The sequence below is a fragment of the Salegentibacter salarius genome (assembly GCF_900168265.1).
Classification (GTDB): domain Bacteria; phylum Bacteroidota; class Bacteroidia; order Flavobacteriales; family Flavobacteriaceae; genus Salegentibacter; species Salegentibacter salarius.
Genome location: NZ_FVZF01000018.1, coordinates 1 through 24,640 on the forward strand (window position 1 = coordinate 1; position 24,640 = coordinate 24,640).

Below are 24,640 nucleotides of genomic sequence, written 5' to 3' on the forward strand. Positions count from 1 at the left end.
AGGTCTTAAATACTGCTTTGGCTTTCATTACATGAAAATACTAAAAACCAGAAAATAATACAACAAAAAAGGCTGCCTTTTCAGACAGCCTCTTTATTGGTTTTATGGCTTGATTTTTATCGCCAAACTATTCGCTGTTTTTGACCATTTCTATCCACAATGGTAATAACTATGTCTTCTTTAGGGTTTTTATTTCTAAAAATTCGTTCCACATCGCCTACATTAGAAACTCTCTTATTATCTATCGCGGTAATAATTGTTCCCACTAGTTCTTCAGCCGGTAACTTCGGTGATAAAGTTCGATGGATCTTTACGCCATTTTCAACATTTAAAGCTTTCAGATCTTCATCTGTAGCATTGGCAACTTCAATTTTAATAGGGGAAATAACATAGGTTTCAAATTTGCTAAGTTTCACCTTGACTTGACTTTCATTACCTTCTCTTAAAAAAGTTACCAGAACTTCGTCTTCTGGTCGTTTGGTATAAATATAACCGGTAAGATCTGAGAATTTATTGATGTTTATATCATCTATTTTTTTGATAATATCACCCTCTTTTAACCCTGCTTTTTCAGCTCCGCTTCCGCTAGTAACTTCGGCTACCAATACTCCCTGGGAAGTCTTTAGATCTAATTCTTCAATAGCGCGTTGGTCAACACTTCCACCTCGAATTCCCAGAATTCCTTTCTGAACATCACCATATTCCATAATATCTTCTACTATTTTCCTGGTGTTGTTAGAGGGTACTGCAAAAGCATAACCTACATAACTACCGGTTTGAGAAGTGATGGCGGTATTAATTCCTACTAATTCGCCATTGATATTTACCAATGCGCCACCGCTATTTCCCGGGTTTATCGCGGCATCAGTTTGAATAAAAGACTGAGGAGTGGCATCGTATGTATTTAAATCTCTCGCTGTGGCACTTATAATTCCTGCGGTAACAGTAGATTTTAAGTTAAACGGATTTCCAACCGCCAAAACCCATTCGCCCAGCTTCACATTATCAGAATCTCCAAAAGGAATATAATCCAATCCTTCAGCATCAATTTTTAATAAAGCGATATCTGAAGTTTCATCGGTGCCAATAATTTCAGCCTGGTAAGTTTTATTGTTGTTCAAGGTTACTTCAACCTCATTTGCCTCTCTAATCACGTGGTTGTTGGTTACAATATAACCATCGGGAGAAATAATAACTCCGGAACCTGCACCCTGAAGCGCTTTTCCGCCACTATTATTTCCATACATAAGATCTCTAATAGTTCTTGGACCTTTGAAAACCGCCACATTTTTAACGTGAACTACACCGTTTACGGTGTTTTCTGCAGCTTCAGTAAAATCGGCATTAGTACCGTAAATATTTCCCGAATAAGTTGCCGGAATTGCTTCAACCGAAGTTTTAGAAACCGGTGGCAAGCCTGCCGGGATTTCTTCCTCGAAAAACATTTTATAACTCCCTAGGGTCAAGGCGCCTCCAAGTATGGAAACGAGAAGTAGTTTTGATAAATTTTTCATTTTGTAGGATGTATTTTTAAATAATTCAACTTTAAATTTATAATATTAGTATTTGGTGTTTTTAACTTTAACGGCCATTTAACACCGCAAAAAATCGTGTATTTTATAGTATCTTTGAAGCCCTTAAAATTTAAGTAATGAAAATTCCATTTTATAAATATCAAGGGACGGGAAACGATTTCGTGATGATTGATAACCGTCAACAATTAATATCCAAAAACAATACCAAATTAATTAAGAAGCTTTGCGACCGTAAATTTGGTATTGGTGGAGACGGATTAATCCTTTTAGAAAATCCTGAGGTAGATGGAGATGATTTTAAAATGGTCTATTTTAATGCCGATGGGAACGAAAGTAGTATGTGTGGCAATGGCGGCCGATGTTTGGTAGCTTTTGCTAAGTTTTTGGGAATCATAGAAAACGAAGCAACATTTACCGCAATAGATGGGCCACATAAAGCGACTATTAGTGATCACCAGGTAAGCTTGCAAATGCAAAATCTTTCAGAAATAAAACAATTGGGGAATAGTGCTTTTCTGGATACCGGCTCTCCACATCACGTGGTTTTTACAAAAAATGTCACTGATCTCGATGTGAAAAAAGAAGGCGCTGTGATTAGGTATTCTAATGAATATATAAGCACGGGCGGGACCAATGTGAATTTTGTAGATATGCAGGAAGAGAATACCTTCCTGGTTAGAACTTATGAAAGGGGAGTGGAAGACGAAACACTTTCCTGTGGTACCGGCGTTACCGCGGTAGCACTGGCTGCGCATGCATCTGGGAAAGCTAATGGCAATACTATAAAATTAATTGTTCCTGGAGGGGAATTGTCGGTTTCTTTTAAAAAAGAAAATGAAATATATACCGATGTTTGGTTAACCGGCCCGGCAGAGCAGGTTTTTAAAGGTGAAATAGTATGCTAAGTTTAAAAGGAGATAAGGTATATCTAAGAGCCCTGGAGCCCGAAGATCTCGATTTTGTTCACGCTGTGGAGAATAACGAAGAGTTTTGGGAAGTAAGCGCTACTCAAGCTCCTTATTCCCGTTTTATGATTAAGCAATACCTTGAAAATGCACACCGAGATATTTATGATGTAAAACAACTTCGCCTGGTGATATGTGATCTAAAGGATAAAGAAGTAGGACTTATAGATATCTTTGATTTTGAACCTAAAGATAGAAGGGCTGCCCTTGGTATTCTAATAGCCGATGCTTCAGAACGCGGAAAAGGTTATGGGGCAGAAGCTCTTAAACTTATCTGTAATTATTGTTTTAAGCATCTTGCATTGCACCAGGTTTATGCGAATATTACCGGCGGGAACGAAACCAGTGTGAAACTTTTTGAAAATTTAGGTTTTGAAAGAGTAGGCGTAAAAAAAGATTGGACTTATTTTGAAGGCCAATTTAAAGATGAAATTCTATATCAATTGATCAATAAATAATGTACATTAAAAAAATTCTCCTGGCCATTGCCATTCTTGGACTTATAGGCCTTTCTGTTTTTAGCTATTATATTTATACCAGTATATTTTCGGCAAATACCAGTTTTTCAGAAGAAGAAAAGATGGTTTATGTACCCACCAGAGCAGATTATCAAACAGTGATAGACAGTCTTCAGCCTTATGTTGAAGATATGGAATCTTTTGATCTGGTGGCCAGGAAAAAAGGTTATGCCTCTAATATTAGAGCGGGAAGATATGCGATAAAATCAGGGATGAATAATAACGAATTGGTGAATGCCTTGCGTCGTGGGAATGTTCCTGTGAAACTAACTTTCAATAACCAGGAGCGCCTGGAAGATCTCGCCGGAAGAATCGCCGAACAAATTGAAGCCGATAGTACTGCTTTGATTAAAGCTTTTAAAGATGAAGACTTTTTAGCCGAAAACGATTTTACGCAAGCGGAAGCTTTAGCAATGTATATTCCTAACCAATATGAATTATACTGGAATACTTCAGCTGAAGAATTTAGAAGCAGGATGAAACGTGAATACGAACGTTTCTGGACTGAAGAAAAAAGGAAGAAAGCTGAAGAAATTGGATTGAACCCTAAAGAGGTTTCCACCTTAGCTTCCGTAGTACATAAAGAAACAGCCAAAGTAGACGAACGCCCAAAAGTTGCGGGCGTTTATATGAACCGGTATAAAAACGGCTGGAAATTAGATGCGGACCCAACGGTGATCTATGCACTTAAAAACAAGACCCAAAAATGGGATACCATTATAAAAAGGGTGCTTTATAAAGATCTTGAGCTGGATTCACCTTACAATACTTATATGTATAAGGAATTACCGCCAGGTCCTATTTTTATGGCAGACATTTCTGCAATAAATGCAGTGCTTAATTATGAAGACCACGATTACTTCTATTTTGTAGCCGATGTAGAGAATTTTGGCTACCATAAATTTGCTAAGAATTTAGCACAACACAACCGGAATAAGCAGGAATATGTGCGTTGGATTAATAAACAAGGAGTAAAAAGATAAAAAATATTTTCCTTCCTTCTTCTTAAGAAAGTTCTAACGGCTTGACTGGCGCTTTCTTATAGCCATGTTAAGCCAAAATGAAACTTTATAATTTGCTTAACACCTTGTTCTTCAGATTTTTAAAATTTGTTGTACATTTGCACGGCGAAATTGAAAGGGGCGTAAGTTTAATTATTTAACTGAAACCGTTAACCTTTCAGAAACAAAATGTAATGAGAAGGAAAATTGCAAAATTTTCAATCTTGCCTGTTTTTGCAGGCTGCATGTTTTTCAGTTTTTCAACTAGAGAAGCAGCAAATCTGGAAATTGAAGGATATTCAACTTCCAATCTTGATCTAAACTATACCGTGGCCTTAGTAGAGGAAAGCGAATTAGCAAAAGATTTAAGCCTTAAAAGGCCTTTGCCTAAATTAGGGAAGTCCTATGATGGTTTTAAAGAAGCACTGGGTTTTAAAGAATCCCGTGGAAATTATCAAACCATCAACGAGTTTGGCTATATGGGAAAATACCAGTTTGGTATTGGTACCCTAAAGTTACTCGGCATTTATAATGGAGCAGAATTTCTGGGCTCACCAGAACTGCAGGAAGCAGCATTCTACACGAACGCTTCCAGAAACAAATGGATCTTAATTCGAGATATTGCTCGTTTTGAAGGCAAAGTGATCAATGGAGTGAAAGTAACCGAATCTGGTATTCTTGCCGCTGCTCACCTTGCAGGTCCCGGAAGTGTAAAAAAATACTTGAGAAGTTGGGGCGCGCAATCTTTTAGCGATGCCTTTGGAACTTCAATAAGAAATTATATGAAGAAATTTGGAGGTTACGATACCTCTTTTGTTCAGCCGGAGAAAAATCCCAGGGTGAATATAAAAGCTTATAGAGCTTAGATTTCTTTTTGAAATATAAAAATAGCAGGCCTCTTATGGAGGTCTGTTTTTGTTTTACTCCATTCAGAAACCGGTTTAGTTACGATATATTCTGTAGGTAGAGTAAGGTCACAAGCTACGCAAAGCCTGGTAGTTGGATGTAAAAGCTGCAGAAAGTCTTCCAGTAACTTATTATTTCGGTAAGGAGTTTCAATAAAAATTTGAGCTTCCTGTTTTTCTGAAGAAAGTCGCTCTAAATCTTTAATTTCCTTTTTTCTTTCTTTTTTATCTATAGGTAAATAGCCGTTAAAGGTAAAACGCTGCCCGTTCATTCCGCTGCCCATCATTGCCAGTAGAATTGAAGAGGGCCCAACTAATGGAATTACCTGAATGCCTTCATTATGAGCGATTTTTACAATTTCAGCACCTGGATCTGCAACGCCGGGACAACCGGCTTCGCTAAGTAGCCCCACATTTTTTCCTTCTTTACAGTCATTTAGAAAGGAAGGAATTTCAGTAGCTTCAGTAAATTTATTTAAGCTGAAAAACTTTAAAATAGATTGCTGTTTCTCCGGAAGTAGTTGTTTTATATGTCTCCGAGCTGTTTTCTCATTTTCAGCAATATAGATATCCAGGTCTTCCATAATTTCTTTAACCTGAATAGGTAAAACCTGCATGGGGTTCGCCGCTCCCATAGTAGTGGGAATCAGATAAAGTTTTCCTGAATATCTAAAGTCTGCCATTATGCTTTGTTTTCTTCCTTCAGCTGATCTGCTATTTTTTCGCAAGCCTCATCGAGCATTTGGTACACATTTTCAAACCCGTGCTCGCTACCAAAATATGGGTCAGGAACATCTACATTTTCCGCAGGGAAAATTACATCCAGGATTAATTGTACTTTAGCGCGATCGTCGTCATTTCTGGCAAGAGAGATCACATCTTTAAAATTCTGATTGTCCATCACATAAATGCGATCAAATCTATCAAAATCTTCAGCCTGGAATTGTCTTCCGCGCTGATAAGTGATATCCAGGTTGTTCTTTTTTGCTATCGCAATAGATCGTGGGTCTGGAGAGTCGTCTATATGATAATCTCCCGTTCCGGCTGAATCTACAAAAACCTGGGATTGGTCTACTTTAGATTTTAAAATTCCCTCGGCAAGCGGTGATCTGCATATGTTGCCCAGGCACACCATCAATACCTTAGTCTTCATAAAAAATACGTTTATATTGTAAGTTTCTTGTTGAGGTCTTCAACAAATTTCTTGAATTGCTTATCTGTAGTAGATAAGTTATCTACCGTTTTGCAAGCGTGTAAAACGGTGGCATGATCGCGTTTTCCAATTTGTGAACCAATGCTTGCCAAAGAAGCTTTTGTGAACTTTTTAGCAAAGAACATAGCCAGTTGTCTTGCCTGTACAATATGCCTTTTACGGGTTTTAGACTGCAAAGTTTGTACATCCATCTGGAAATAATCACTCACCACTTTCTGAATATAATCTATAGAAACTTCACGCTTGGTATTTTTCACGTAGTTGTCTACGATCTTTTTAGCAAGTTCTAAAGTGATATCTTTTTTGTTGAAAGAAGAGTGGGCGATAAGCGAAATAATAGCGCCTTCCAGTTCGCGGATATTTGTTTTAATATTATTAGCTAAAAACTCTACGATCTCTTCCGGCATTTCTACGCCGTCGCGATAAAGTTTGTTTTTAATAATAGAGATTCTGGTTTCAAAATCTGGATGTTGCAGTTCTGCCGAAAGTCCCCATTTAAATCTTGAAAGCAGGCGTTGTTCAATATCCTGCATATCTACCGGTGCTTTATCACTGGTAAGAATTACCTGTTTACCGTTTTGGTGTAAATGGTTAAAAATATGGAAAAATACATCCTGGGTTCCCGCTTTTCCTGAAAGCAATTGGATATCATCCACAATTAAAACATCAATGATCTGGTAAAAATGAATAAAATCGTTTCGGTTATTTTTCTTTACAGATTCTATATACTGTTGTGTAAATTTTTCTGCCGAAATATATAAAACGGTTTTTTCAGGGTATTTATCTTTAATTTCAACTCCAATCGCGTGAGCTAAATGAGTTTTTCCCAATCCAACACCACCAAAAATTAGCAGCGGATTAAAAGAAGTTCCACCCGGTTTATTGGCCACAGCTAATCCTGCCGATCTTGCCAATCGGTTGGAATCTCCTTCCAGGAAATTCTCAAAATTGTAACTCGGGTTAAGCTGTGATTCGATCTTTACATTTCTAATTCCCGGAATTATAAAAGGATTCTTTAATTCGGGATTTTTATTCTTTATGGGGACATCTACTTCCTGGGAAGCCATGTTGCTACGCTGGGTGCTCGGAATTTTCTCGGTAAACGGCATTTTGTTTCCGTAGGTATTTTCCATTTTGATCACATAGACCAATTTCGCTTTTTCTCCTAATTCTTTAGTAAGCGAAACTTTTAAAAGCTTTACGTAGTGTTCTTCTAACCATTCGTAAAAAAACTTAGACGGCACCTGTATGCTAAGTGCACAATCTGTAAGTTTTACTGCTTGTATAGGTTCAAACCACGTTTTATATGCCTGTGGAGTGATGTTATCTTTGATAAAAGCCAGACAGCTATTCCAAACTGATTGCGCAGTTTTTGACATGCTTTGTTTTGTATTATTTTAGGTTAGTAGTGGTTTATAAGCAGTTAAAAGATATAGGGGTCTTTCAACTTGAGTGGAACAAATATGTGAACAAATTATCTAATAAAAAAACCTATTTAGGGTTGAATTTTAAGAAAATTTTATGCATACTTAAATCCGCTTATGAAAGTACAAAACCTCGTTCACTTTACCTGTTAAATTCAATATGAAAAGTCACGTATCTTATGTTAAAGTCCGCTATGCGGAAACCGATCAAATGGGAGTGGTGCATCACGGGAATTACGCCCAATACTTTGAAATAGCCCGCCTTGATTGGCTTTCGGCATTAGGAATTTCCTATAAGACTATGGAAGAAAACGGCGTAATGTTACCGGTTTATGAACTCAATACAAAGTTTTTAAAGCCGGCAGTTTTTGAAGACGAGCTTGAAATTGAAGTGAAACTGAAGGAACTTCCGTCGGTAAAAATTACTTTTGAGTATTTAATTTATAATCAAAATAAAGAGTTGCTCACTAAAGCATTTACTACCCTTGTTTTTATGGATTCCAAAACCAAAAGACCAATTCGTTGCCCAAAATATATCTTAGAGAAGTTGAAGTAGATGTACGGTTTTATATTCTTAAATCATTCCGTCATCCTGAACTTGTTTCAGGATCTAAGGTGTGTAAAATTATTTTAGGTTAGAATCCCAAAGTGAATTCGTGATAAAGTCTGAAAAGAGTTCAGCCAGACGATATGTATCTTTGAATTTCTTCAAGTATTTTACATAATCATTCAATCCTCCAATTTCTTAATCTCAACTTTATAAGTAGTATCGAATTTTTCAAAAATAGCTTCTGCATCTTTTTTCCTTACAGAAATATAGATCTTACAATCTAACTCCAGTTTTTGTTCAATAATATTGAGGTTGTTTTCCTTTATTAATCGCATCACGATATTCATTTCAGGATAATCGAAACTGATCTCGAAAAGCTCATCTATGGTTCGTTTAACGATATTGGCTTCTTCCAGTGCCATTTGCGCTGCGGTCTTGTAGGCATTTATAAGTCCGCCCACACCGAGTTTTACTCCGCCAAAATATCTGACTACCACAATTAGAATGTTGGTAACCTCAAAAGATTGAATTTGACCATAAATTGGCATTCCTGCAGAGTTGGAAGGTTCGCCGTCATCATTGGCGCGATATTGAATATCGGCTTCAGATTTTCCAAATTGCCAGGCATAACACCAGTGCCTCGCTTTATGATGTTTTGTTTTTAATTCTTCTAAACGAATATTTGCTTCTTCTTCTGTCTTAACCGGAAATGCGTAGCCAAAGAATTTTGAATTCCTATCCTTAAATAAGACTTCGGGCGAAGCTTTGGTTATGGTTTTATAGGTGTCTTTCATTATTACTAATTTTTAGACCTCACAGGTTTCTAAAACCTGTGAGGTCTTCTTGAAAAAACTACTGGCTACTCGCCACCAAAATAATACTTATCACGGCTAGCGCAATTCCAATCCAGTTTTTCTTTAAGAGAACTTCTTTAAAAAGTACGATTCCCAGTATGGTTGAGGCTAACACAATTCCCACGTGGTTCAGGGTAAAGATCACAGAATTTTCAAAGCCAGGATATCGCAGTGCCATTACTAAGAAATAGATCGAAAAATAATTGGGAATTCCCAGCGCAATTCCTCCTGCTATATTTTTCCAGGTAATTTTTAGTTTTCCTAAAACTGCCTGTCCAATTAAGATCGTGGTTCCAATAATACCGGCGACTCCAAATATACTGGAAGAGAAAAGCCCCACATCGGTTTCAGAAACATAGAAATTTTCAAGGTAGTTTATCGTGGTGTCAATAATCCCACTGCCCACGAAAACCAGCAAAGGAAATATGAGGTTTTCTTTCTTTATGCTAATTCCTTTTTTCGTTTTAATAGAACTCAAATAAACCGCCGCGAGGGCGAGAATAATTCCGGTAACTTTTAAAAATCCAAGGCTTTCATTATAAATAAAAATTCCGAAGAAAACGGGAATTGCAACCGACATTTTGGTAGCTACTGAAACCACTGAAAGGCCACTACGCTGCGTGGTAATTGCCGCGAGATTAAAAACCGTTATAAACATAGCGCCCAAAAATACTGTTCCCAGAAACCAGGATTCTGAAGGGATTCTTACCAGATCGTCAATACTTTCAATATAGCCGAAAAAGCCCACGATACAGGCGATAAAATAATTGACAATGATGGCCTGGAGTGTGTTCACTCCATATTTTTTGTACAGCCTGAAAACCACAAAAATAACCGTGGAAGAAAGTATACTAAGCAGTAGATAGATCAAAATAACTCTTTTTTAGCAGTAAATAAATCGATCACATCTTCGCGGGTAGGTTCAATATTCCAGGTATGAATTCCTAAATTTTTAGCAGCCTCGGTATTTTCCCTGGTGTCATCTATAAAAAGACATTCTTGTGGCTTTAAATCGTGTTGCTCTAGCACATACTCATAAATTTCAGCATCGGGTTTTCTAAAATTGATCTCGTGAGAAAGATAAAAAGCGTCAAAACAAGCTTTAAAATCTTCAAAAAACGGTACATTTTCTTTCACCCAATCTATATGAATTTCGTTGGTATTGCTTAACAGAATTAACTGGTAGTTTTTTTCTGCGGAAAGCTTTTTTAAAAACTGGTAACGGTATTCCGGAAAACCTATTAGAATCGCGTTCCAGGAATTTTTAAACTGTTTTTCCTGAAGCTGGGAATATTCAGTTTGATAAGATTTTACAAATTCTGAAGAAGAAATCAATCCTTTTTCATATTGTTGATTAATATCCAGCAAACTTTCTGAAAGTTCTTCGATTTCATGTTTATTCATTTCGCGCATCGTAGCCGGCTTGTCCAGGTTGATGAATACGTCTCCAAAATCGAATATTATTGTTTTAATCATTCTTGTAAATTTTTAAAGTATCCCGCTCCAGAGTGGTTTCTGAAAACATTTTTCCCGAAAATTCCGGTGCCTTTACGCCTTTATGAAATTCAGAAATCCCGGTAAAAACTCTCGCTTCATCCCAAAGATTGGCATCAATAAAAGTCTGAAGCGTTTTTGCACCACCCTCAATAATTACCGATTGCAAATTATTTCGATATAAAACCTCACAAATTTGTTCAGGTAAATTTTGCTGAAAATCTAGCTTTTCAAACATCAAATTATCTTCTGAACTTCTTACATTATCGGTTAAAACAATGGTTTTTATAGTACCATCAAACAATTCAGAATCCTGGGGAATTTTTAATTCTTTGTCTATCACCACCCGAACCGGGTTTTCGCCCTTCCAAAGCCTGGTGTTTAGTTTGGGATTATCGGCAATTGCTGTATTAGTACCCACTAAAATAGCCTGTTCTTTACTACGCCATTTATGCACCAGTTGTTTTGAATATTGATTCGTGATCCAAACTGGCTCGCGTTTTTCCTGGATTTTTGGAGCGATAAAACCGTCGGCGGTTTGCGCCCATTTCAAAATAATATAGGGGCGTTTTTTTTGATGAAAAGTAAAAAAGCGTTTGTTGAGCTTCTGGCATTCTTTCTCCAAAACTCCCACCTTAACTTCGCAACCGGCTTCCATTAATTTTTTAATGCCCCGTCCGGCAACTTCAGCAAAAGGATCTACAGTGCCAATCACCACTTTTTTAATGCCCTTAGCGATAATTAGGTCGCTACAAGGCGGCGTTTTTCCAAAATGGCTGCAGGGTTCAAGGCTTACATAGATGGTAGATTTTTTTAAAAGCGATTCATCTTTCACAGAATTTACCGCATTTACTTCGGCGTGTGGGGCTCCTGCTTTTTGGTGCCAGCCTTCGCCAATAATTCTATCTTTATGAACAATTACGCTGCCTACCAGCGGATTAGGATAGGTTGCTTCCAGTCCGTTTTTGGCCAGTTCGATACAGCGTTTTATATATTTTTCGTGTATATTCACGCCTCTAAAATAGGATTATTTACCAAGAATGAGCACGCTAAAAATACGGGAAATTCAACCCGAAGACAATCAACAAGTTGCCGAAGTAGTAAGAACGGTTTTAGTAGAAATGGGTGTACCTAAAGTAGGCACCGCCTATGAGGACGAAGCTTTGGACGATATGTTTGCTACTTACCAACAGCCGAGAATGAATTATTTTGTGGTGGAAGAGGAAGGAAAGGTTATTGGTGGCGCCGGAATTGCCCCGTTAATTGGACTGGAAGAAAAAATATGTGAACTGCAAAAAATGTATTTTCTCCCTGAAGCTCGCGGGAAAGGTTTGGGCGCACAAATGATGGATACCTGTCTTAAATTTGCAAAATCAGAAGGTTTCGAGCAATGTTATATTGAAACCCTGCCGTATATGGAAAGCGCCAGAAAGCTCTACGGCCGTAGCGGATTCAAATCTTTAAATAAGCCTATTGGCGACACTGGGCATTACAATTGCACGATGTGGATGATTAAGGATGTTTAGGAAAAATAGTGAAGAGTGAAAAGTGAATAGTGAAAATTAAAGAGAAAACAGACAACTCACAACTGAGAACTGACAACCCACAACCGGAAAGATGAAACTAAACGCACAAAAAGGAACATTTTTTAAAACGCTGGAAAACGAATATCCTCCCGAAGAAATATTTTCTTTTTTTTTTATGCTAACAGAAGCCTTTTTCAAGATCAATCGGTTAAATCTTGCTTTAAATCCTGAAATTGAAATTGATAAAAATCAGGTTCAGCAATTAGAGTCAGCCTTAGCTCGTTTAAAAAACCATGAACCCATTCAGCATATTATTGGAGAAACAGAATTTTTCGGATTGACTTTTAAAGTTGATAAAAATGTATTGGTGCCAAGACCGGAAACCGAAGAATTGGTGCAATGGGTTTTAGATGATTTCGCTTCAGAGAAAAAAGCATTGAAGATTCTGGATATAGGAACCGGCAGCGGCTGCATAGCCATAAGTCTGGCGAAAAATCTTCCAAAAGCTCAGATTTCAGCAATAGATATTTCTGAAAAAGCCTTGCAAATAGCGAAAATTAATGCTGAAATTAACAACGCTAAGATTAATTTTATTCTAGAAGATATTTTAAAAACCGAAGCTCTAAACGGAGACTGGAATATTATAGTATCCAATCCGCCATACGTTCGGGAGCTGGAGAAAAAGGAAATGCACCGAAATGTTTTAGATTACGATCCGCCAGGCGCATTGTATGTTAAAGATAATAATCCTTTACTTTTCTACGATAAAATCACGAAATTGGCCAAAACCGCTTTAAATCCGGGTGGAAAACTCTATTTTGAGATCAACCAATACTTGGCAGAAGAAACCGAAAAAATGATGCAGAAATATGGTTTTAGCACCGAATTACGAAAGGATCTTTTTGGGAATTTTAGGATGTTAAGAGGTGAGATAAACTAATCCTGCGAGTTTCTTTTAACCTCGTAGTTATTTTTAGCAGGAAAAGTGTAAAATATAGAATCAGGCTTGTCAAAAGACATTCGCCACGAATACACGAATATTTTTAGGTATAAGAATACTTAAATCTTTTGTCACTTCGAGCGCAGTCGAGAAGTCTGGTTTGCAAATAAAAATCTATTGTGTTTTGAAAAATAACAATAAAAAACAACTTAAAAGTATTGCCGTTTTTTGTGCAAGCAGCGAAGGTAATGACGAAAAAATATACACCGAATCTTATCGCTTAGGTAAAGTTTTAGCTCAAAAAAATATTCAACTCATTTTTGGTGGAAGCAAACTCGGCTTAATGGGACAGGTTGCTGCCGGAGCACTGCAAAATGGAGGCGAAGTAATTGGGGTGATTCCAGATTTTTTAAAAACCAAAGAAGTGGTACATACCGGTTTAACCGAATTGATCACCACCAAAGATATGCACGAGCGGAAGCTTAAAATGCACGAATTAAGTGATGGTTTTATAGCCCTGCCCGGCGGTTTTGGAACTTTTGAAGAGCTTTTTGAAATCGTAACCTGGGGACAATTAGGGCTTCATCAAAATCCCATTGGATTATTAAATATTAACGGGTTTTACGACGATCTTATCGCAATGCTTAAAACCATGGTGAGAAAAGGTTTGCTTAGAAAAGAGAATTTTGATCTTTTGCTTATTGCTGAAAATATAGAAGAACTCCTGGAAAAAATGCATAATTTTAAACCTATGCCGGTTCCCAAATGGATGAATAAAGATCAGACCTAAATTAAGACATTATGAAAATCCATAAACTTCAAATATATAGTGATAATTTAAAAGAGCAACTACGTTTTTATCGGGATACCTTAAATCTAAAGATCACCGATAATAGCGATGATTATTTTGAAGTTGAAACCGGCTATTCCACTTTAAGATGTCAGCAGAAAGAAAACGCTACAGCTTATCATATCGCATTTCATATCCCCGATAATCAACATAAGGAAGCCCTGGAATGGGTGAAAGAACGGGTTCCGGTTTTACGAGGAAACGGACAGGAAATTGTAGATTTTATGGCGTGGAGTGCGAAGTCGCTTTATTTCTACGATAAAGACAAAAATATAATTGAATTCATTTCCCGGGAAAGTTTCAGTAAACCGGGATCGGCATTATTTTCAGAAAAAAGTATTTTGGGAATTAGTGAAGTTGGCCTTGTGACTGAAAATATAACAGAGAAATTCAACTTTCTAAATGCCAATTTTGAATTGGAGAAATATGATGGCGATTTTGAGCATTTTTGTGCGATAGGCGATGACGAAGGTCTGCTCATCACCATAAACCAAAAACTTAAAGATTGGTTTCCTACAGATGATAAAGCGTTTAAATCTGAATTTAAAATTGAATTTTCGCACCAGGAAAAACAGCATTCCCTTATTTTTGAAGACGATCAATTAAAAGCCCAGCAATAACTTACCAGCCTTTTATGAATACCGAAGAAAAGATCAAGCAGTTACGCGAAGAATTACACCGCCATAATTATTTATATTATATAGAGGATAAGCCCGAGATCAGCGATTACGATTTTGATATGAAGCTGAAAGAATTGCAGGAGCTGGAAGAGAATAATCCTGAATTTGATGATCCTAATTCTCCCACACGCCGTGTAGGTGGTGCGATAACTAAAAATTTTGAGACCGTAGTTCACGATTATAGAATGTATTCGCTTTCCAATTCTTACTCTAAAGAAGAGTTGGAAGACTGGGAAAAGCGAATCGAAAAATCTATTGGTGGTAAAGTACAGTATGTTTGCGAATTAAAATACGATGGCGCTTCTATTAGCCTGACCTATGAAGATGGTAAACTAAAACGTGCGGTTACGCGTGGAGATGGTTTTCAGGGAGATGATGTGACCAATAATATAAAAACCATAAGGTCTGTGCCTTTAAAGCTGAAGGGCGAATTTCCGCAGAAATTTGATATTCGGGGTGAAATTGTTTTGCCTTACGAAGGTTTTGCAAAAATGAATGCCGAAAGGGTAGAAGCCGGCGAAGAACCTTATGCAAATCCTAGAAATACTGCTTCAGGAAGTTTGAAACTTCAGGATAGTGCCGAGGTTGCCAAAAGACCTTTAGATTGCCTGCTGTATAGTTTGGTAGCCGATAGTTTACCGGTAAAATCACAATTTGAAGGCCTTGAAAAAGCCAGGGATTGGGGTTTTAAAGTTCCACCTGAAGCCGAGTTAAAAAACAGTATTGCTGAAGTGTTAGATTACGTAAATTATTGGGACCAACACCGCCACGATTTACCTTATGAAACCGATGGGGTAGTGGTGAAAGTAAATAGTTTTGATCAGCAGGATGAATTAGGCTATACCGCCAAATCCCCACGTTGGGCAATGGCTTATAAATTTAAGGCTGAACAGGAGAGCACCAAATTAAATAAGATCACTTACCAGGTTGGGAGAACCGGAGCGATCACTCCGGTGGCCAATCTTGAACCGGTGCAATTGGCTGGAACCACCGTAAAACGTGCATCTTTACATAATGCCGATCAAATTGAGAAACTGGATGTGCGGGAAGGAGATACCGTTTTTGTAGAAAAAGGAGGCGAAATTATTCCGAAGATTGTGGGGGTTGATTTCACTAAAAGAAATCCGGAAACTCCCGAAACAAAATATGCTGAGACCTGTCCCGAATGTGATAGCGAATTAATAAGAAAGGAAGGCGAGGCCCAACATTACTGCCCTAATTATAATGGTTGTCCGCCGCAAATTATAGGAAGAATTCAGCATTTTATTTCTCGAAAAGCAATGGATATTGAAGGCCTGGGCGGTGAAACCGTTGGTTTGTTGGTGAATGCTAATTTGATTACCAATTATGCCGATCTCTATACACTTAAAAAAGAAGATGTTCTTCCATTGGAACGAATGGCAGAGAAATCGGCAGAAAACCTTATTAGTGGAATTGAAAAATCTAAAGAAATTCCTTTTGAACGGGTTTTATTTGCCCTTGGAATAAGATATGTGGGCGAAACCGTAGCTAAAAAACTCGCAAAACATTACAAAAATATAGATGCTTTGGCTTCGGCTTCAACCGAAGATCTTACAGCGGTTGATGAAATTGGAGAACGCATCGCCGAAAGTGTAACCGATTTCTTTGCTTCCGAAGAAAACAGGGAGATCGTTCAGCGTTTAAAGGACTACGGACTCCAATTGGAAATTGCTGCAGAAGAACTGGAAAACCAGAGCGATTTACTTGAGGGTAATACTTTTGTGATTTCCGGGGTTTTTGAAAAGGTTTCCAGGAATGAACTCAAGAAAATGATAGAAGATAATGGCGGAAAAGTTTCCGGCTCAATTTCAGGAAAAACCGATTATCTGGTTGCAGGCGAAAATATGGGCCCAAGTAAATTAGCAAAAGCAGAAAAACTGGGAACTAAAATTATTTCAGAAGAAGAATTCCTGGAGATGTTATCTTGAATCTGGATACACTTTAAAAACTTCATTATTAGAAATCTGAATTCAAAAAAAATACATATTTTTGTATCTAAGTGAATACACTTAGAAGAATGTGTTTTATAGAGAAAACAGTAGAATTTGACAAGTGGTTAAGAAAATTAAAAGATTTGAGGGCAAAATCTAAAATTTTGTTACGAATCCAGAAACTGGAAAACGACGAACACTTTGGAGACTGTAAACCTGTTGGAGATGGAATAAGTGAGCTCAGAATTAATTATGCAAAAGCTTACAGAATCTACTTTAAAGAAACCGATGGGAAAATTATTATTCTGTTGGTGGGGGGAGATAAATCAACCCAACAAAAGGACATCGAAAAAGCAAAAGAAATTTGGAGCAAATTAAAAAATTAAGAATGGAAACATCAAAATTTGATATTGCAGATTACTTGGACAGCAACGAAATGATTGCCGAATATCTTAATTCTGTTTTAGAAGAAGGGGATACTTCAGATTTAATTATTGCATTAAGGCATATTTCAAAGGCTATCGGAATGACAAAAATTGCTGATGAAACCGGGTTAAGTCGGCCTAGTATATACAAAGCTTTATCTGATGGGGCAAAACCACAATTTTCAACAATAATGAAAGTTTTAAAAGCTGTAGGCGGGCAAATTAAAATCAACCCGATTTCAAATTAAACGTAATTCATTATCACTTTAATTCTCTCATTCAAAATTGAATAAAAAGATATTTCCTAACTTTTCAAGAATCACTATACCTCAATCTTGACTCCGTTGGTTTCAATATTATTTTTATCATCTAAATAAAAATCAATTCTTCCCAGGTAAAGTCCGTAGCAACCCACCTGGTTTACTAAAACCTTTTTACCGGCTTTGTTGGTTTCAACCGTTGGTTTCTCTAAGAAGGTATGGGTGTGGCCGCCAATAATTAGGTCTATATTTTTAGTGGTTTGCGCTAGTTTAATATCAGAAATCTTATCGCTGCTGTATTTGTAGCCTAAATGCGAAAGGCAAATAACCAGGTCGCAATTCTTTTCTTCTTTTAGAATTCGGCTCTGATCCTGCGCAATTTCTATAGGATTAAGGTATTTTGTTTCCTTATAAAGACTATCATTCACCAGGCCTTGTAACTCAATTCCCAAGCCAAAAATGCCAATTTTCACTCCGTCTTTGGTGAAAATTTTATGATCGTGAGTTTGCCCATCCATTACCGTATTGCTGAAATCATAATTGGAAGAAATAAAATCAAATTCGGCGTGCGGAAGTTGCGCATATAAGCCATCTATCCCATTATCAAAATCGTGGTTTCCAATGGTAGCTGCGTCGTATTTCATTTTGCTCATCAGCTTAAATTCCAATTCGCCTCCATAGAAATTAAAGTAAGGCGTCCCCTGAAAAATATCCCCGGCGTCTAATAATAATGTATTCGGATTTTCATTTTTAATCTGCTGAATTAAAGTCGCTCGCCTGGCCACCCCGCCCATATTAGGATTCCTGGAATCATCGGGTCCAAAAGGTTCTATATGGCTATGCACATCGTTGGTGTGTAAAATGGTAATGTGCTTCTTGTAGCTAGATTTAAATGAAAGTGAACTTAGGCCACCAATTCCTATAAAGGCTGTGGCTGCTGAGGTTTGTTGTATAAAATTTCTTCTTTTCATTTCGTGTTACTTTCTAATAAACCTATTGTCTTTATCAACTTTTAAAGTATCTACCTTCTTAAAGTAATCTATAATAGCGTTACGTAGTTTATAATCTACTTTATTAAGTGTTATAGGATCTTTAAAAAAGCTCATATTATCGCCGCCTTGCTGTAGATAATCTGAAGTAGCTACAAAATAGGTTTTATCCTCATCAATCTCTTCACCGTTTATTTTTGCGCCGATAACTTTGTAATCCTGATCCATTTCAATCTGAATCCCACTTACAGGATGCGCGGTTTTTGCCTGTTCCAGGTAAGTAAGCATTTCCTTAATTTTTTCCCCGGAAAGTTCGGCTACCACAATTTCATTTTCGAAAGGCATGAGAGCGTACGCACTTCGGGCAGAAATATTTTCTTTATTAAGGCTAGATCTAATTCCGCCGTGGTTTAACAAAACCATATCTATCTCGTTTCCTGTTCTGCTTTTAAAAACAGGACCGGCTTGCTCCATAACCACATCGGCCATTAAATTCCCTATCGCAGTATTTAGATCGCCATCACTTTTTACCATAGCGCGAGGATTGTAAGCTAAAGTGCTATCCAATGTATTGTTTAAATGCTCTTTAAATGGCTGTATAAATTCTTCTATTTCAGCATTTGCTTTAACCTTTTCGTCTACAGCGATGCGGTGGCCTTTAATTTCGGCAGTTTCAATCGAATTCCCTTTGCAGCCTAAAACGATTATGGCTAGCAGCAGATAAATACCAGAGGTGAATGTTTTCATTTAAATTTCATTAAAAAAGCAAAGATAAATAGATTATCCGGCTGGGCTAAAGTTTTGCTTTTCAAAATTTGATAGTAATTCAGCGAAAAAAGCGAGCATTATATCGAAAAAATCTTGCTTAACCTTAAAAACAGTAATGCTAATGCAAAAAAAGATAATAATAGCCGCAATATTTTTATATTTTCGGCTTGCAATTTAATGAAAATGAGTCTTTTTCAGTATTTGTTGTTACTTCTATTTCCGCTGTTGGGGGTGAATTTATATGCCACCATAGGGGACGTGGATTGGTTAATGCGGGTCACTCAGCTTATATTTATTCTGGGAGTTTTTATTATTTATTTAAAACGGGATAAAAAGCCCACCTATAATGCAATTATATTTTTCAGCTTTTTCTTGTTAGCACAAATAATCGGTTTAATTTTTAATACCCTTAACTTAGAACTTCTTTTGCTACTATGTTATATTGGCGCCTATTTTGGCTTAAGTAGGGAAGCTTTTCAACATACACAACGGCAAACCGCCAGTAAAACCATACTTTTATATTTTATCTTACTAATTGCGGTAAATACTTATTTATTACTGACGCATGTAATTGAGTTGAAAAGCTACATGAGTAGTAATCTGGAATTTGCTATTTATATATTTTATTACCTTAATTTACTAATTCTGGGTATTGTGGCGCTTATTTATTATTTGAATTCCTATTCAAGAAAATCAGTTTACTTTATTACCCTGGTGCTGGCTTTTATATTCGCTGATGTCTTTAGGGATGCCGCCCATTTCTATTTAAAAGATTCTGCAATTTTAATTACAGGTAATTTTCTTTGGTTTACCGGCTTAATATTCTGCCTGTTCTTTTTCCTCACTCCAGAGCGTAAACTTCGCCTGATGAACCTTGTGTGATTTTCCTTAAAGATGTTTTAATCCTGTTTATTTTTTAACAGAAAAATCAAAGCTGTTAAATATGTGCTTCATTTGAAAACCAGCAGTGAATTTTACTTTCTGAAATTGACAAAATCAATACATTTGCTGCCCGAAATTTTTGCATTTTTCACTCTTTTCAGAAAATAGGGCAAATATTTTCGATTATCATCAAAACAAAAAATAGAATGAAGTCATTTATTGGTACCGGTGTAGCTTTGATAACTCCTTTTAAGGAAGATTTATCTGTAGATGTGCAAGCACTGGAAAACCTGGTAGAAAACCAGATCGCAAATGGAGTAGATTACCTGGTGGTTTTAGGTACAACCGCCGAGAGTGCCAGTCTTGATAAAGAAGAAAAACAACTTGTAATAGATACCGTAGTTAAGCAGAATAATAAACGCCTGCCTTTGGTTTTAGGTCTTGGTGGGAATAACACGCGTGTAGTATGTAATGAGTTGGAGTCTGGGGATTTCTCAGGATTTGAAGCTATACTTTCGGTTTCACCTTTTTATAACAAACCAACCCAGGAAGGTATTTACCAGCATTTTAAAGCTGTAGCTGCCGCTTCGCCGCTGCCGTTAATTCTTTATAATGTACCGGGTAGAACAGCTTCTAATATGCTTCCGGAAACTATAAACCGTATCGCGAGAGATTTTGATAATGTTATTGGGGTGAAAGAAGCTGCCGGTGATATGGTACAGGCTATGAAATTAATAAGTTTGGTGCCAAAAGATTTCCTTGTAATTTCGGGAGACGATATGCTTACTTTGCCTATGATCTTAGCCGGAGGGAAAGGAGTGATCTCGGTAATCGGGCAGGGATTGCCTGCGGAATTCTCTAAAATGGTTTTTCTGGGATTAGAAGGGAAAGCATCTGAAGCATACGCACTTCATTATAAATTGCAACGATCTATAGACTTGATTTTTGCTGAAGGAAATCCCGCCGGAATTAAAGCTTTACTTGCTTTAAAAGGGAGTATTCAAAATTACCTAAGATTACCATTGTTGAAAGCTACACCTGCACTTCAGCAGCAAATTGAAGATTTTCTGAAAAATTTTAAATAAACTAGCGAGGAGTATTTAAATCTCGAATATCGAGTAAATTTTAAAAACTAATTACAGAGACTGTCTGAAAAGTTTGGTTTCGTCAAGCTGAACTTGTTTCAGCTTCTAACATGTTTTGAATATCAACATTTTAGATTCTGAAATGAATTCAGAATGACGATTTAAATTCTTTTCAGACAGTCTTATTTTTTCAGCTTGGACCTTAATTTCCCCATTTTCAGTATAATAAAAAGGGAGTTAAAAGGTTGTCTAAGGTGGGTACACAAAGTTTTTTTTATACTAAAGAAAAATGTACTTTTGCCAGATGTTTTTACAAATGATGAAGAAAGCAATTTTATTAGCGGCAGTTTTAATGCTAACGGTGTCCTGCGGGGAATATCAGGAATTACTTAAAAGCGATGATAGCGGAAAGAAATATAGCTATGCCGAGCAGTTGTACAACGAAGCCCAGGAAGAAGGCGATAAACGTAAATATCGCAAAGCCTTAAGGTTGTTTGAACAAATTGTTCCGGAATATCGTGGGAAACCCCAGGGAGAAAAGCTTAGCTTTTTATTTGCAAACACTTATTATGAATTAGGCGATTATTACCTTTCTTCATACGAGTTTGAGCGTTTTCAGCAATCTTATCCTAATAGTGAGAAAGTAGAAGAGGCAGCTTTTAAAAAGGCAAGAAGTTTTTACGAACTTTCCCCAAGTTATGCTCTGGATCAAACCGATACTGATAAGGCAGTTGCAGAACTTCAGGCTTATCTAAATACATATCCGGAAGGCGAACATGTAGAAGAAGCCAACGATATGGCGGCTGAATTGCGTATAAAACTGGAAAAAAAGGAATACGAAATTGCCAAGCAATATCATTTAACAGGAGAAGCAAGAGCCGGAAATTACCGGGCTGCTATCACCTCGTTTACAAACTTTTTAGCTAATAATCCCGGGTCTCCGTTTAGAGAAGGCGCACATTATTACAGGTTCGATTCGGCTTACCAATTGGCTGTAAATAGTTTTAGGGATTTAATGGAAGAGCGCCTTAGAGAAGCGCTGGAATTTTACCAGACTTACAAAAAGTATTATCCGGAAGGCGAATATATTGAGCCTATGGAAGCTTCAGTAGAAGATATAAAATCACGCTTACAAAATTTTTAATAGTAGAAGAAAGATGGATATTAAAAAGACAGACGCACCAATTAACACAATTACCTTCGATAAGAACAAGGTAGACGAGCCAACTAATAACATATACGAGGCTATTTCTGTGGTTGCAAAAAGAGCAAACCAGATCAATTCTGAGATCAAAAAAGAATTATTGGAAAAGCTTGACGAATTTGCTACTTATAACGACAGTCTTGACGAGATCTTTGAGAATAAAGAGCAAATTGAGGTTTCTAAGTTTTACGAAAAACTTCCAAAACCACACGCACTTGCTATGCAGGAATGGTTAGACGGTAAGATCTATTACCGAAACACTAAAGATTCTGAAGCAGAAGCTTAATTAAGATGTCTGTACTAAAAGGCAAAAAAGTGCTTTTGGGCATAAGTGGCGGTATTGCTGCCTATAAATCTGCATTTTTAGTACGCTTGTTTATTAAAGCCGGTGCACAGGTAAAAGTTGTGATGACGCCGGCTGCTAAAGAATTTGTTACTCCGCTTACACTTTCTACCTTGTCTAAGAACGAGGTATTTTCTTCTTTTACAGAAGATGATGAAGATGAGCAATGGAACAACCATGTAGAACTCGGCCTTTGGGCCGATTTTATGGTTTTGGCCCCTGCCACAGCCAATACCCTATCTAAAATGGCTTCGGGGAATAGTGACAACTTTTTGCTCGCAACCTACCTATCTGCTAAATGTCCGGTATTCTTTGCACCAGCAATGGATTTGGATATGTTTAAGCACCCTTCCACAAAAAATAGTTTTGAGAGCCTTAAATCCTACGGAAATATTATGATTCCCGCAGGAACCGGTGAACTTGCCAGTGGTTTAAAAGGCGAAGGTAGAATGGCAGAGCCCGAGGAGATCATCGAATTTTTGGAAAACTATTTTTCTGAAAATTTACCGCTGCAGGGAAAGAAAATTTTAATTACCGCCGGCCCAACTTACGAGGCTATAGATCCGGTTCGTTTTATTGGAAACCATTCCAGTGGAAAAATGGGCTTTGAACTTGCCAAAAAAGCCGCTGAACTTGGAGCTGAGGTGATCCTTATTTCCGGCCCTACACATTTGGAAATCGATGATCCAAAGATCAACTTAATTAGAGTAGTTAGTACAAGAGAAATGTACACCGCTGTACATGATCATTTTGAAAATGTAGATGTGGCGATTGCTGCTGCCGCGGTTTCAGATTATAAACCGAAGATCGTAGCGGCTCAAAAAATAAAAAAGGCCGAAGAAAATCTAAGCCTGGAACTTACCAAAACCCAGGATATTCTCTTGTCGATGGGGAAAAAGAAAACCCATCAAAAACTTATTGGTTTTGCTTTAGAAACCAATAACGAATTGGAACACGCCCGGGGAAAACTCTTAAAGAAAAACCTGGATTTTATAGTGCTTAATTCTATGAACGATGCCGGCGCCGGATTTAAAAAAGATTCCAATAAGATCACTTTGGTTTATAAAGATTCAGAAAAAGCTTTTGATCTAAAATCCAAGGCCGAGGTTGCAACCGATATTTTAAACGAAATTGTACATTTGTTAGATGCGTAAATTGCTATTTCTTATTCTTTTAGTGGCCGGGATGCCTTTTGCTGTCGCCCAGGAACTCAACTGTGAAATAGTGATCAATACCGAACAAACGGGGCAAAGCAACCTTTCTGTTTTTAGAACTTTAGAAAGTTCGCTTCGGGAATTTGTAAATCAAACTTCCTGGACCGATAAGGAATTTCAACCGGGAGAACGCATCAACTGCAGTATGTTTATCACCATAAATGAGTTTGAAGGTGAATCTTTCAGTGGGACTATCCAGGTGCAGTCATCAAGACCGGTATACGGCTCTAATATGGTAAGTCCTATTTTTAATTTTAACGATAATCAATTCAGTTTTAATTACCGGGAATATCAGCCTTTAAATTATAGTCAGAACTCGTTTTCCAATAACCTGGTTTCAGTAGTTTCTTTCTATGTATATACCATTTTGGGAATGGACGCCGATTCCTTCGCGCCCGAAGGCGGCACCGAGTATTACCAGGAAGCCAATCGAATTGTAAATCTCGCGCAACAAAGCGGTAGAACCGGTTGGAGTGGCGCCGATGGGCAAAGCTCTCGCTTTCGTTTGAATTCCGATCTGCTTTCTAATATGTTCACTGAATATCGTAGCGCTTTGTATCAATATCACCGCCAGGGACTAGATGTGATGCATAAAGATCCTGAAGCCGGTAAAATAACTATTGCTGATGCGATAGAAGGTTTAACTACTATGAATTCCAGGCGGGCAAATTCTTTGCTGCTTAGAACTTTTTTTGACGCCAAAGCCGATGAAGTAACCCAGCTCTTTAGCGGAGGCCCCGATATTAATCGTCCTCGCTTTACCGAAACTTTAAGTGGCCTGGCACCACGATATGCCCGTAACTGGAGAAATATTCAATAGAAGATTTTCACTCGATAATCGGGGTTTAAAAGTTGAATATCCGTAAACAGTCATACTTTTAAAATTTAGACGTCACCCTGAACTGGTTTCAGAGCCTGCTCCGATTTCTATTGGAGGTCTAAGTTGGGTAGGTACTATCGTGTTAGATGCTGAAACAAGTTCAGCATGACGATTTTTCATAAATTCACTTTTATGAGGGAAACCGGATATATATTTGAAAAGTATTATTTCTTTAGCAAACCT

Annotated in this window: 28 protein-coding genes; 18 read left to right on the forward strand and 10 right to left on the reverse strand. The window is 37.4% G+C overall.

What is annotated here, in order from left to right; all coding sequences use genetic code 11:
* Nucleotides 1-116 precede the first annotated feature (116 nt).
* Nucleotides 117-1,514, reverse strand: a complete 1,398-nt coding sequence (locus B5440_RS10495; protein WP_070053640.1) for a trypsin-like peptidase domain-containing protein — start codon at nucleotides 1,512-1,514, stop codon at nucleotides 117-119.
* 137 nt (nucleotides 1,515-1,651) lie between these two features.
* On the opposite strand from B5440_RS10495, the gene dapF reads away from it, so the two are divergent.
* The 4 genes from dapF (at nucleotide 1,652) to B5440_RS10515 (ending at nucleotide 4,885) form a co-directional block, all read left to right on the forward strand.
* Nucleotides 1,652-2,440 carry a diaminopimelate epimerase gene (gene dapF / locus B5440_RS10500; protein ID WP_070053639.1) on the forward strand — a complete coding sequence of 263 codons (789 nt, stop codon included), beginning with the start codon at nucleotides 1,652-1,654 and terminating at the stop codon, nucleotides 2,438-2,440.
* Complete coding sequence (locus B5440_RS10505) at nucleotides 2,434-2,958, forward strand: GNAT family N-acetyltransferase (RefSeq protein ID WP_070053638.1); 525 nt, start codon at nucleotides 2,434-2,436, stop codon at nucleotides 2,956-2,958. Before dapF ends, B5440_RS10505 begins: the two co-directional genes overlap by 7 nt.
* Nucleotides 2,958-4,001 carry an endolytic transglycosylase MltG gene (gene mltG / locus B5440_RS10510; protein ID WP_070053637.1) on the forward strand — a complete coding sequence of 348 codons (1,044 nt, stop codon included), beginning with the start codon at nucleotides 2,958-2,960 and terminating at the stop codon, nucleotides 3,999-4,001. Before B5440_RS10505 ends, mltG begins: the two co-directional genes overlap by 1 nt.
* Nucleotides 4,002-4,213: 212 nt before the next feature.
* Entirely contained in the window at nucleotides 4,214-4,885 is a 672-nt protein-coding gene (locus B5440_RS10515) for a peptidoglycan-binding protein LysM (protein ID WP_070053636.1), read from the forward strand.
* Here B5440_RS10515 and B5440_RS10520 read toward each other — a convergent pair.
* The 3 genes from B5440_RS10520 to dnaA are packed head-to-tail and all read right to left on the reverse strand — an operon-like array spanning nucleotide 4,882 to nucleotide 7,516.
* Nucleotides 4,882-5,607 carry an SAM-dependent methyltransferase gene (locus B5440_RS10520; RefSeq protein ID WP_070053635.1) on the reverse strand — a complete coding sequence of 242 codons (726 nt, stop codon included), beginning with the start codon at nucleotides 5,605-5,607 and terminating at the stop codon, nucleotides 4,882-4,884. The two genes, B5440_RS10515 and B5440_RS10520, sit on opposite strands and share 4 nt — an antisense overlap.
* Nucleotides 5,607-6,077, reverse strand: a complete 471-nt coding sequence (locus B5440_RS10525) for a low molecular weight protein-tyrosine-phosphatase (protein ID WP_070053634.1) — start codon at nucleotides 6,075-6,077, stop codon at nucleotides 5,607-5,609. Before B5440_RS10525 ends, B5440_RS10520 begins: the two co-directional genes overlap by 1 nt.
* Before the next feature lie 11 nt (nucleotides 6,078-6,088).
* The gene (gene dnaA, locus B5440_RS10530; protein ID WP_057481374.1) at nucleotides 6,089-7,516 is read right to left on the reverse strand and encodes a chromosomal replication initiator protein DnaA; all 1,428 of its coding nucleotides are present in this window, start codon (nucleotides 7,514-7,516) and stop codon (nucleotides 6,089-6,091) included.
* Between the two features lie 205 nt (nucleotides 7,517-7,721).
* Here dnaA and B5440_RS10535 point away from each other — a divergent pair, with 205 nt between their 5' ends.
* The gene (locus B5440_RS10535; protein WP_070053633.1) at nucleotides 7,722-8,117 is read left to right on the forward strand and encodes an acyl-CoA thioesterase; all 396 of its coding nucleotides are present in this window, start codon (nucleotides 7,722-7,724) and stop codon (nucleotides 8,115-8,117) included.
* 173 nt (nucleotides 8,118-8,290) lie between these two features.
* On the opposite strand, the gene B5440_RS10540 is transcribed toward B5440_RS10535, so the two are convergent.
* From B5440_RS10540 to ribD, 4 genes are read right to left on the reverse strand one after another with little or no spacing between them, the layout of a single operon-like run.
* Nucleotides 8,291-8,905: an IMPACT family protein gene (locus B5440_RS10540; RefSeq protein ID WP_070053632.1), complete on the reverse strand. Its 615-nt coding sequence runs from the start codon at nucleotides 8,903-8,905 to the stop codon at nucleotides 8,291-8,293.
* Nucleotides 8,906-8,963: 58 nt separating this feature from the next.
* Nucleotides 8,964-9,836 (reverse strand): EamA family transporter, encoded by an 873-nt coding sequence (locus B5440_RS10545; RefSeq protein WP_070053631.1) that lies wholly within the window; start codon nucleotides 9,834-9,836, stop codon nucleotides 8,964-8,966.
* On the reverse strand, nucleotides 9,833-10,441 hold the full coding sequence (locus B5440_RS10550) for an HAD family hydrolase (RefSeq protein ID WP_070053630.1): 609 nt from the start codon (nucleotides 10,439-10,441) through the stop codon (nucleotides 9,833-9,835). The genes B5440_RS10545 and B5440_RS10550 overlap by 4 nt, the downstream gene beginning before the upstream one ends.
* Nucleotides 10,434-11,471, reverse strand: coding sequence for a bifunctional diaminohydroxyphosphoribosylaminopyrimidine deaminase/5-amino-6-(5-phosphoribosylamino)uracil reductase RibD (ribD, locus tag B5440_RS10555; RefSeq protein ID WP_070053629.1), 1,038 nt, complete (start codon nucleotides 11,469-11,471; stop codon nucleotides 10,434-10,436). The genes B5440_RS10550 and ribD overlap by 8 nt, the downstream gene beginning before the upstream one ends.
* A gap of 28 nt (nucleotides 11,472-11,499) precedes the next feature.
* Here ribD and B5440_RS10560 point away from each other — a divergent pair, with 28 nt between their 5' ends.
* From B5440_RS10560 to B5440_RS10590, 7 genes are all read left to right on the forward strand, one after another.
* Nucleotides 11,500-11,985 (forward strand): GNAT family N-acetyltransferase, encoded by a 486-nt coding sequence (locus B5440_RS10560; protein ID WP_070053628.1) that lies wholly within the window; start codon nucleotides 11,500-11,502, stop codon nucleotides 11,983-11,985.
* A 91-nt stretch (nucleotides 11,986-12,076) separates the two neighbouring features.
* Entirely contained in the window at nucleotides 12,077-12,925 is an 849-nt protein-coding gene (gene prmC, locus B5440_RS10565) for a peptide chain release factor N(5)-glutamine methyltransferase (RefSeq protein WP_070053627.1), read from the forward strand.
* A gap of 184 nt (nucleotides 12,926-13,109) precedes the next feature.
* Nucleotides 13,110-13,715: an LOG family protein gene (locus B5440_RS10570; RefSeq protein WP_070053626.1), complete on the forward strand. Its 606-nt coding sequence runs from the start codon at nucleotides 13,110-13,112 to the stop codon at nucleotides 13,713-13,715.
* Between the two features lie 11 nt (nucleotides 13,716-13,726).
* Nucleotides 13,727-14,395, forward strand: coding sequence for a VOC family protein (locus tag B5440_RS10575; protein ID WP_070053625.1), 669 nt, complete (start codon nucleotides 13,727-13,729; stop codon nucleotides 14,393-14,395).
* A gap of 14 nt (nucleotides 14,396-14,409) precedes the next feature.
* Nucleotides 14,410-16,404 (forward strand): NAD-dependent DNA ligase LigA, encoded by a 1,995-nt coding sequence (gene ligA / locus B5440_RS10580; RefSeq protein WP_070053624.1) that lies wholly within the window; start codon nucleotides 14,410-14,412, stop codon nucleotides 16,402-16,404.
* Nucleotides 16,405-16,493: 89 nt separating this feature from the next.
* Complete coding sequence (locus B5440_RS10585) at nucleotides 16,494-16,793, forward strand: type II toxin-antitoxin system RelE/ParE family toxin (RefSeq protein WP_070053623.1); 300 nt, start codon at nucleotides 16,494-16,496, stop codon at nucleotides 16,791-16,793.
* A gap of 2 nt (nucleotides 16,794-16,795) precedes the next feature.
* Nucleotides 16,796-17,080 carry an addiction module antidote protein gene (locus B5440_RS10590; RefSeq protein ID WP_070053622.1) on the forward strand — a complete coding sequence of 95 codons (285 nt, stop codon included), beginning with the start codon at nucleotides 16,796-16,798 and terminating at the stop codon, nucleotides 17,078-17,080.
* Between the two features lie 74 nt (nucleotides 17,081-17,154).
* Here B5440_RS10590 and B5440_RS10595 read toward each other — a convergent pair whose 3' ends face one another.
* Both B5440_RS10595 and B5440_RS10600 read right to left on the reverse strand, forming a co-directional pair.
* Entirely contained in the window at nucleotides 17,155-18,063 is a 909-nt protein-coding gene (locus B5440_RS10595) for a metallophosphatase (protein WP_070053621.1), read from the reverse strand.
* Between the two features lie 6 nt (nucleotides 18,064-18,069).
* Nucleotides 18,070-18,828, reverse strand: a complete 759-nt coding sequence (locus tag B5440_RS10600; RefSeq protein WP_070053620.1) for a 5'-nucleotidase C-terminal domain-containing protein — start codon at nucleotides 18,826-18,828, stop codon at nucleotides 18,070-18,072.
* A gap of 204 nt (nucleotides 18,829-19,032) precedes the next feature.
* On the opposite strand from B5440_RS10600, the gene B5440_RS10605 reads away from it, so the two are divergent.
* From B5440_RS10605 to porD, 6 genes are all read left to right on the forward strand, one after another.
* Entirely contained in the window at nucleotides 19,033-19,731 is a 699-nt protein-coding gene (locus B5440_RS10605; protein ID WP_141728115.1) for a hypothetical protein, read from the forward strand.
* A 206-nt stretch (nucleotides 19,732-19,937) separates the two neighbouring features.
* Nucleotides 19,938-20,816, forward strand: a complete 879-nt coding sequence (gene dapA / locus B5440_RS10610; protein WP_070053618.1) for a 4-hydroxy-tetrahydrodipicolinate synthase — start codon at nucleotides 19,938-19,940, stop codon at nucleotides 20,814-20,816.
* Nucleotides 20,817-21,132: 316 nt separating this feature from the next.
* Entirely contained in the window at nucleotides 21,133-21,960 is an 828-nt protein-coding gene (locus B5440_RS10615) for an outer membrane protein assembly factor BamD (protein WP_232756001.1), read from the forward strand.
* A 13-nt stretch (nucleotides 21,961-21,973) separates the two neighbouring features.
* Complete coding sequence (locus B5440_RS10620) at nucleotides 21,974-22,306, forward strand: DNA-directed RNA polymerase subunit omega (RefSeq protein ID WP_057481391.1); 333 nt, start codon at nucleotides 21,974-21,976, stop codon at nucleotides 22,304-22,306.
* Nucleotides 22,307-22,311: 5 nt separating this feature from the next.
* Nucleotides 22,312-23,517 (forward strand): bifunctional phosphopantothenoylcysteine decarboxylase/phosphopantothenate--cysteine ligase CoaBC, encoded by a 1,206-nt coding sequence (gene coaBC / locus B5440_RS10625; RefSeq protein ID WP_070053616.1) that lies wholly within the window; start codon nucleotides 22,312-22,314, stop codon nucleotides 23,515-23,517.
* Nucleotides 23,510-24,397 carry a type IX secretion system protein PorD gene (porD, locus tag B5440_RS10630; RefSeq protein ID WP_070053615.1) on the forward strand — a complete coding sequence of 296 codons (888 nt, stop codon included), beginning with the start codon at nucleotides 23,510-23,512 and terminating at the stop codon, nucleotides 24,395-24,397. The genes coaBC and porD overlap by 8 nt, the downstream gene beginning before the upstream one ends.
* Nucleotides 24,398-24,640: the final 243 nt, after the last annotated feature.

Excerpts from the sequence above, each read along its gene's own strand:
- porD (WP_070053615.1), top strand. The coding sequence starts at position 23,510 with ATGCGTAAATTGCTATTTCTTATTCTTTTAGTGGCCGGGATGCCTTTT.
- B5440_RS10595 (WP_070053621.1), bottom strand. The coding sequence starts at position 18,063 with ATGAAAAGAAGAAATTTTATACAACAAACCTCAGCAGCCACAGCCTTT.
- B5440_RS10515 (WP_070053636.1), top strand. The coding sequence starts at position 4,214 with ATGAGAAGGAAAATTGCAAAATTTTCAATCTTGCCTGTTTTTGCAGGC.
- dapA (WP_070053618.1), top strand. The coding sequence starts at position 19,938 with ATGAAGTCATTTATTGGTACCGGTGTAGCTTTGATAACTCCTTTTAAG.
- mltG (WP_070053637.1), top strand. The coding sequence starts at position 2,958 with ATGTACATTAAAAAAATTCTCCTGGCCATTGCCATTCTTGGACTTATA.
- prmC (WP_070053627.1), top strand. The coding sequence starts at position 12,077 with ATGAAACTAAACGCACAAAAAGGAACATTTTTTAAAACGCTGGAAAAC.
- ligA (WP_070053624.1), top strand. The coding sequence starts at position 14,410 with ATGAATACCGAAGAAAAGATCAAGCAGTTACGCGAAGAATTACACCGC.
- B5440_RS10600 (WP_070053620.1), bottom strand. The coding sequence starts at position 18,828 with ATGAAAACATTCACCTCTGGTATTTATCTGCTGCTAGCCATAATCGTT.
- dapF (WP_070053639.1), top strand. The coding sequence starts at position 1,652 with ATGAAAATTCCATTTTATAAATATCAAGGGACGGGAAACGATTTCGTG.
- B5440_RS10620 (WP_057481391.1), top strand. The coding sequence starts at position 21,974 with ATGGATATTAAAAAGACAGACGCACCAATTAACACAATTACCTTCGAT.
- dnaA (WP_057481374.1), bottom strand. The coding sequence starts at position 7,516 with ATGTCAAAAACTGCGCAATCAGTTTGGAATAGCTGTCTGGCTTTTATC.
- B5440_RS10520 (WP_070053635.1), bottom strand. The coding sequence starts at position 5,607 with ATGGCAGACTTTAGATATTCAGGAAAACTTTATCTGATTCCCACTACT.
- B5440_RS10550 (WP_070053630.1), bottom strand. The coding sequence starts at position 10,441 with ATGATTAAAACAATAATATTCGATTTTGGAGACGTATTCATCAACCTG.
- B5440_RS10560 (WP_070053628.1), top strand. The coding sequence starts at position 11,500 with ATGAGCACGCTAAAAATACGGGAAATTCAACCCGAAGACAATCAACAA.
- B5440_RS10585 (WP_070053623.1), top strand. The coding sequence starts at position 16,494 with ATGTGTTTTATAGAGAAAACAGTAGAATTTGACAAGTGGTTAAGAAAA.
- B5440_RS10615 (WP_232756001.1), top strand. The coding sequence starts at position 21,133 with ATGATGAAGAAAGCAATTTTATTAGCGGCAGTTTTAATGCTAACGGTG.
- B5440_RS10495 (WP_070053640.1), bottom strand. The coding sequence starts at position 1,514 with ATGAAAAATTTATCAAAACTACTTCTCGTTTCCATACTTGGAGGCGCC.
- B5440_RS10505 (WP_070053638.1), top strand. The coding sequence starts at position 2,434 with ATGCTAAGTTTAAAAGGAGATAAGGTATATCTAAGAGCCCTGGAGCCC.
- coaBC (WP_070053616.1), top strand. The coding sequence starts at position 22,312 with ATGTCTGTACTAAAAGGCAAAAAAGTGCTTTTGGGCATAAGTGGCGGT.
- B5440_RS10525 (WP_070053634.1), bottom strand. The coding sequence starts at position 6,077 with ATGAAGACTAAGGTATTGATGGTGTGCCTGGGCAACATATGCAGATCA.
- B5440_RS10605 (WP_141728115.1), top strand. The coding sequence starts at position 19,033 with ATGAGTCTTTTTCAGTATTTGTTGTTACTTCTATTTCCGCTGTTGGGG.
- B5440_RS10575 (WP_070053625.1), top strand. The coding sequence starts at position 13,727 with ATGAAAATCCATAAACTTCAAATATATAGTGATAATTTAAAAGAGCAA.
- B5440_RS10535 (WP_070053633.1), top strand. The coding sequence starts at position 7,722 with ATGAAAAGTCACGTATCTTATGTTAAAGTCCGCTATGCGGAAACCGAT.
- B5440_RS10590 (WP_070053622.1), top strand. The coding sequence starts at position 16,796 with ATGGAAACATCAAAATTTGATATTGCAGATTACTTGGACAGCAACGAA.
- B5440_RS10540 (WP_070053632.1), bottom strand. The coding sequence starts at position 8,905 with ATGAAAGACACCTATAAAACCATAACCAAAGCTTCGCCCGAAGTCTTA.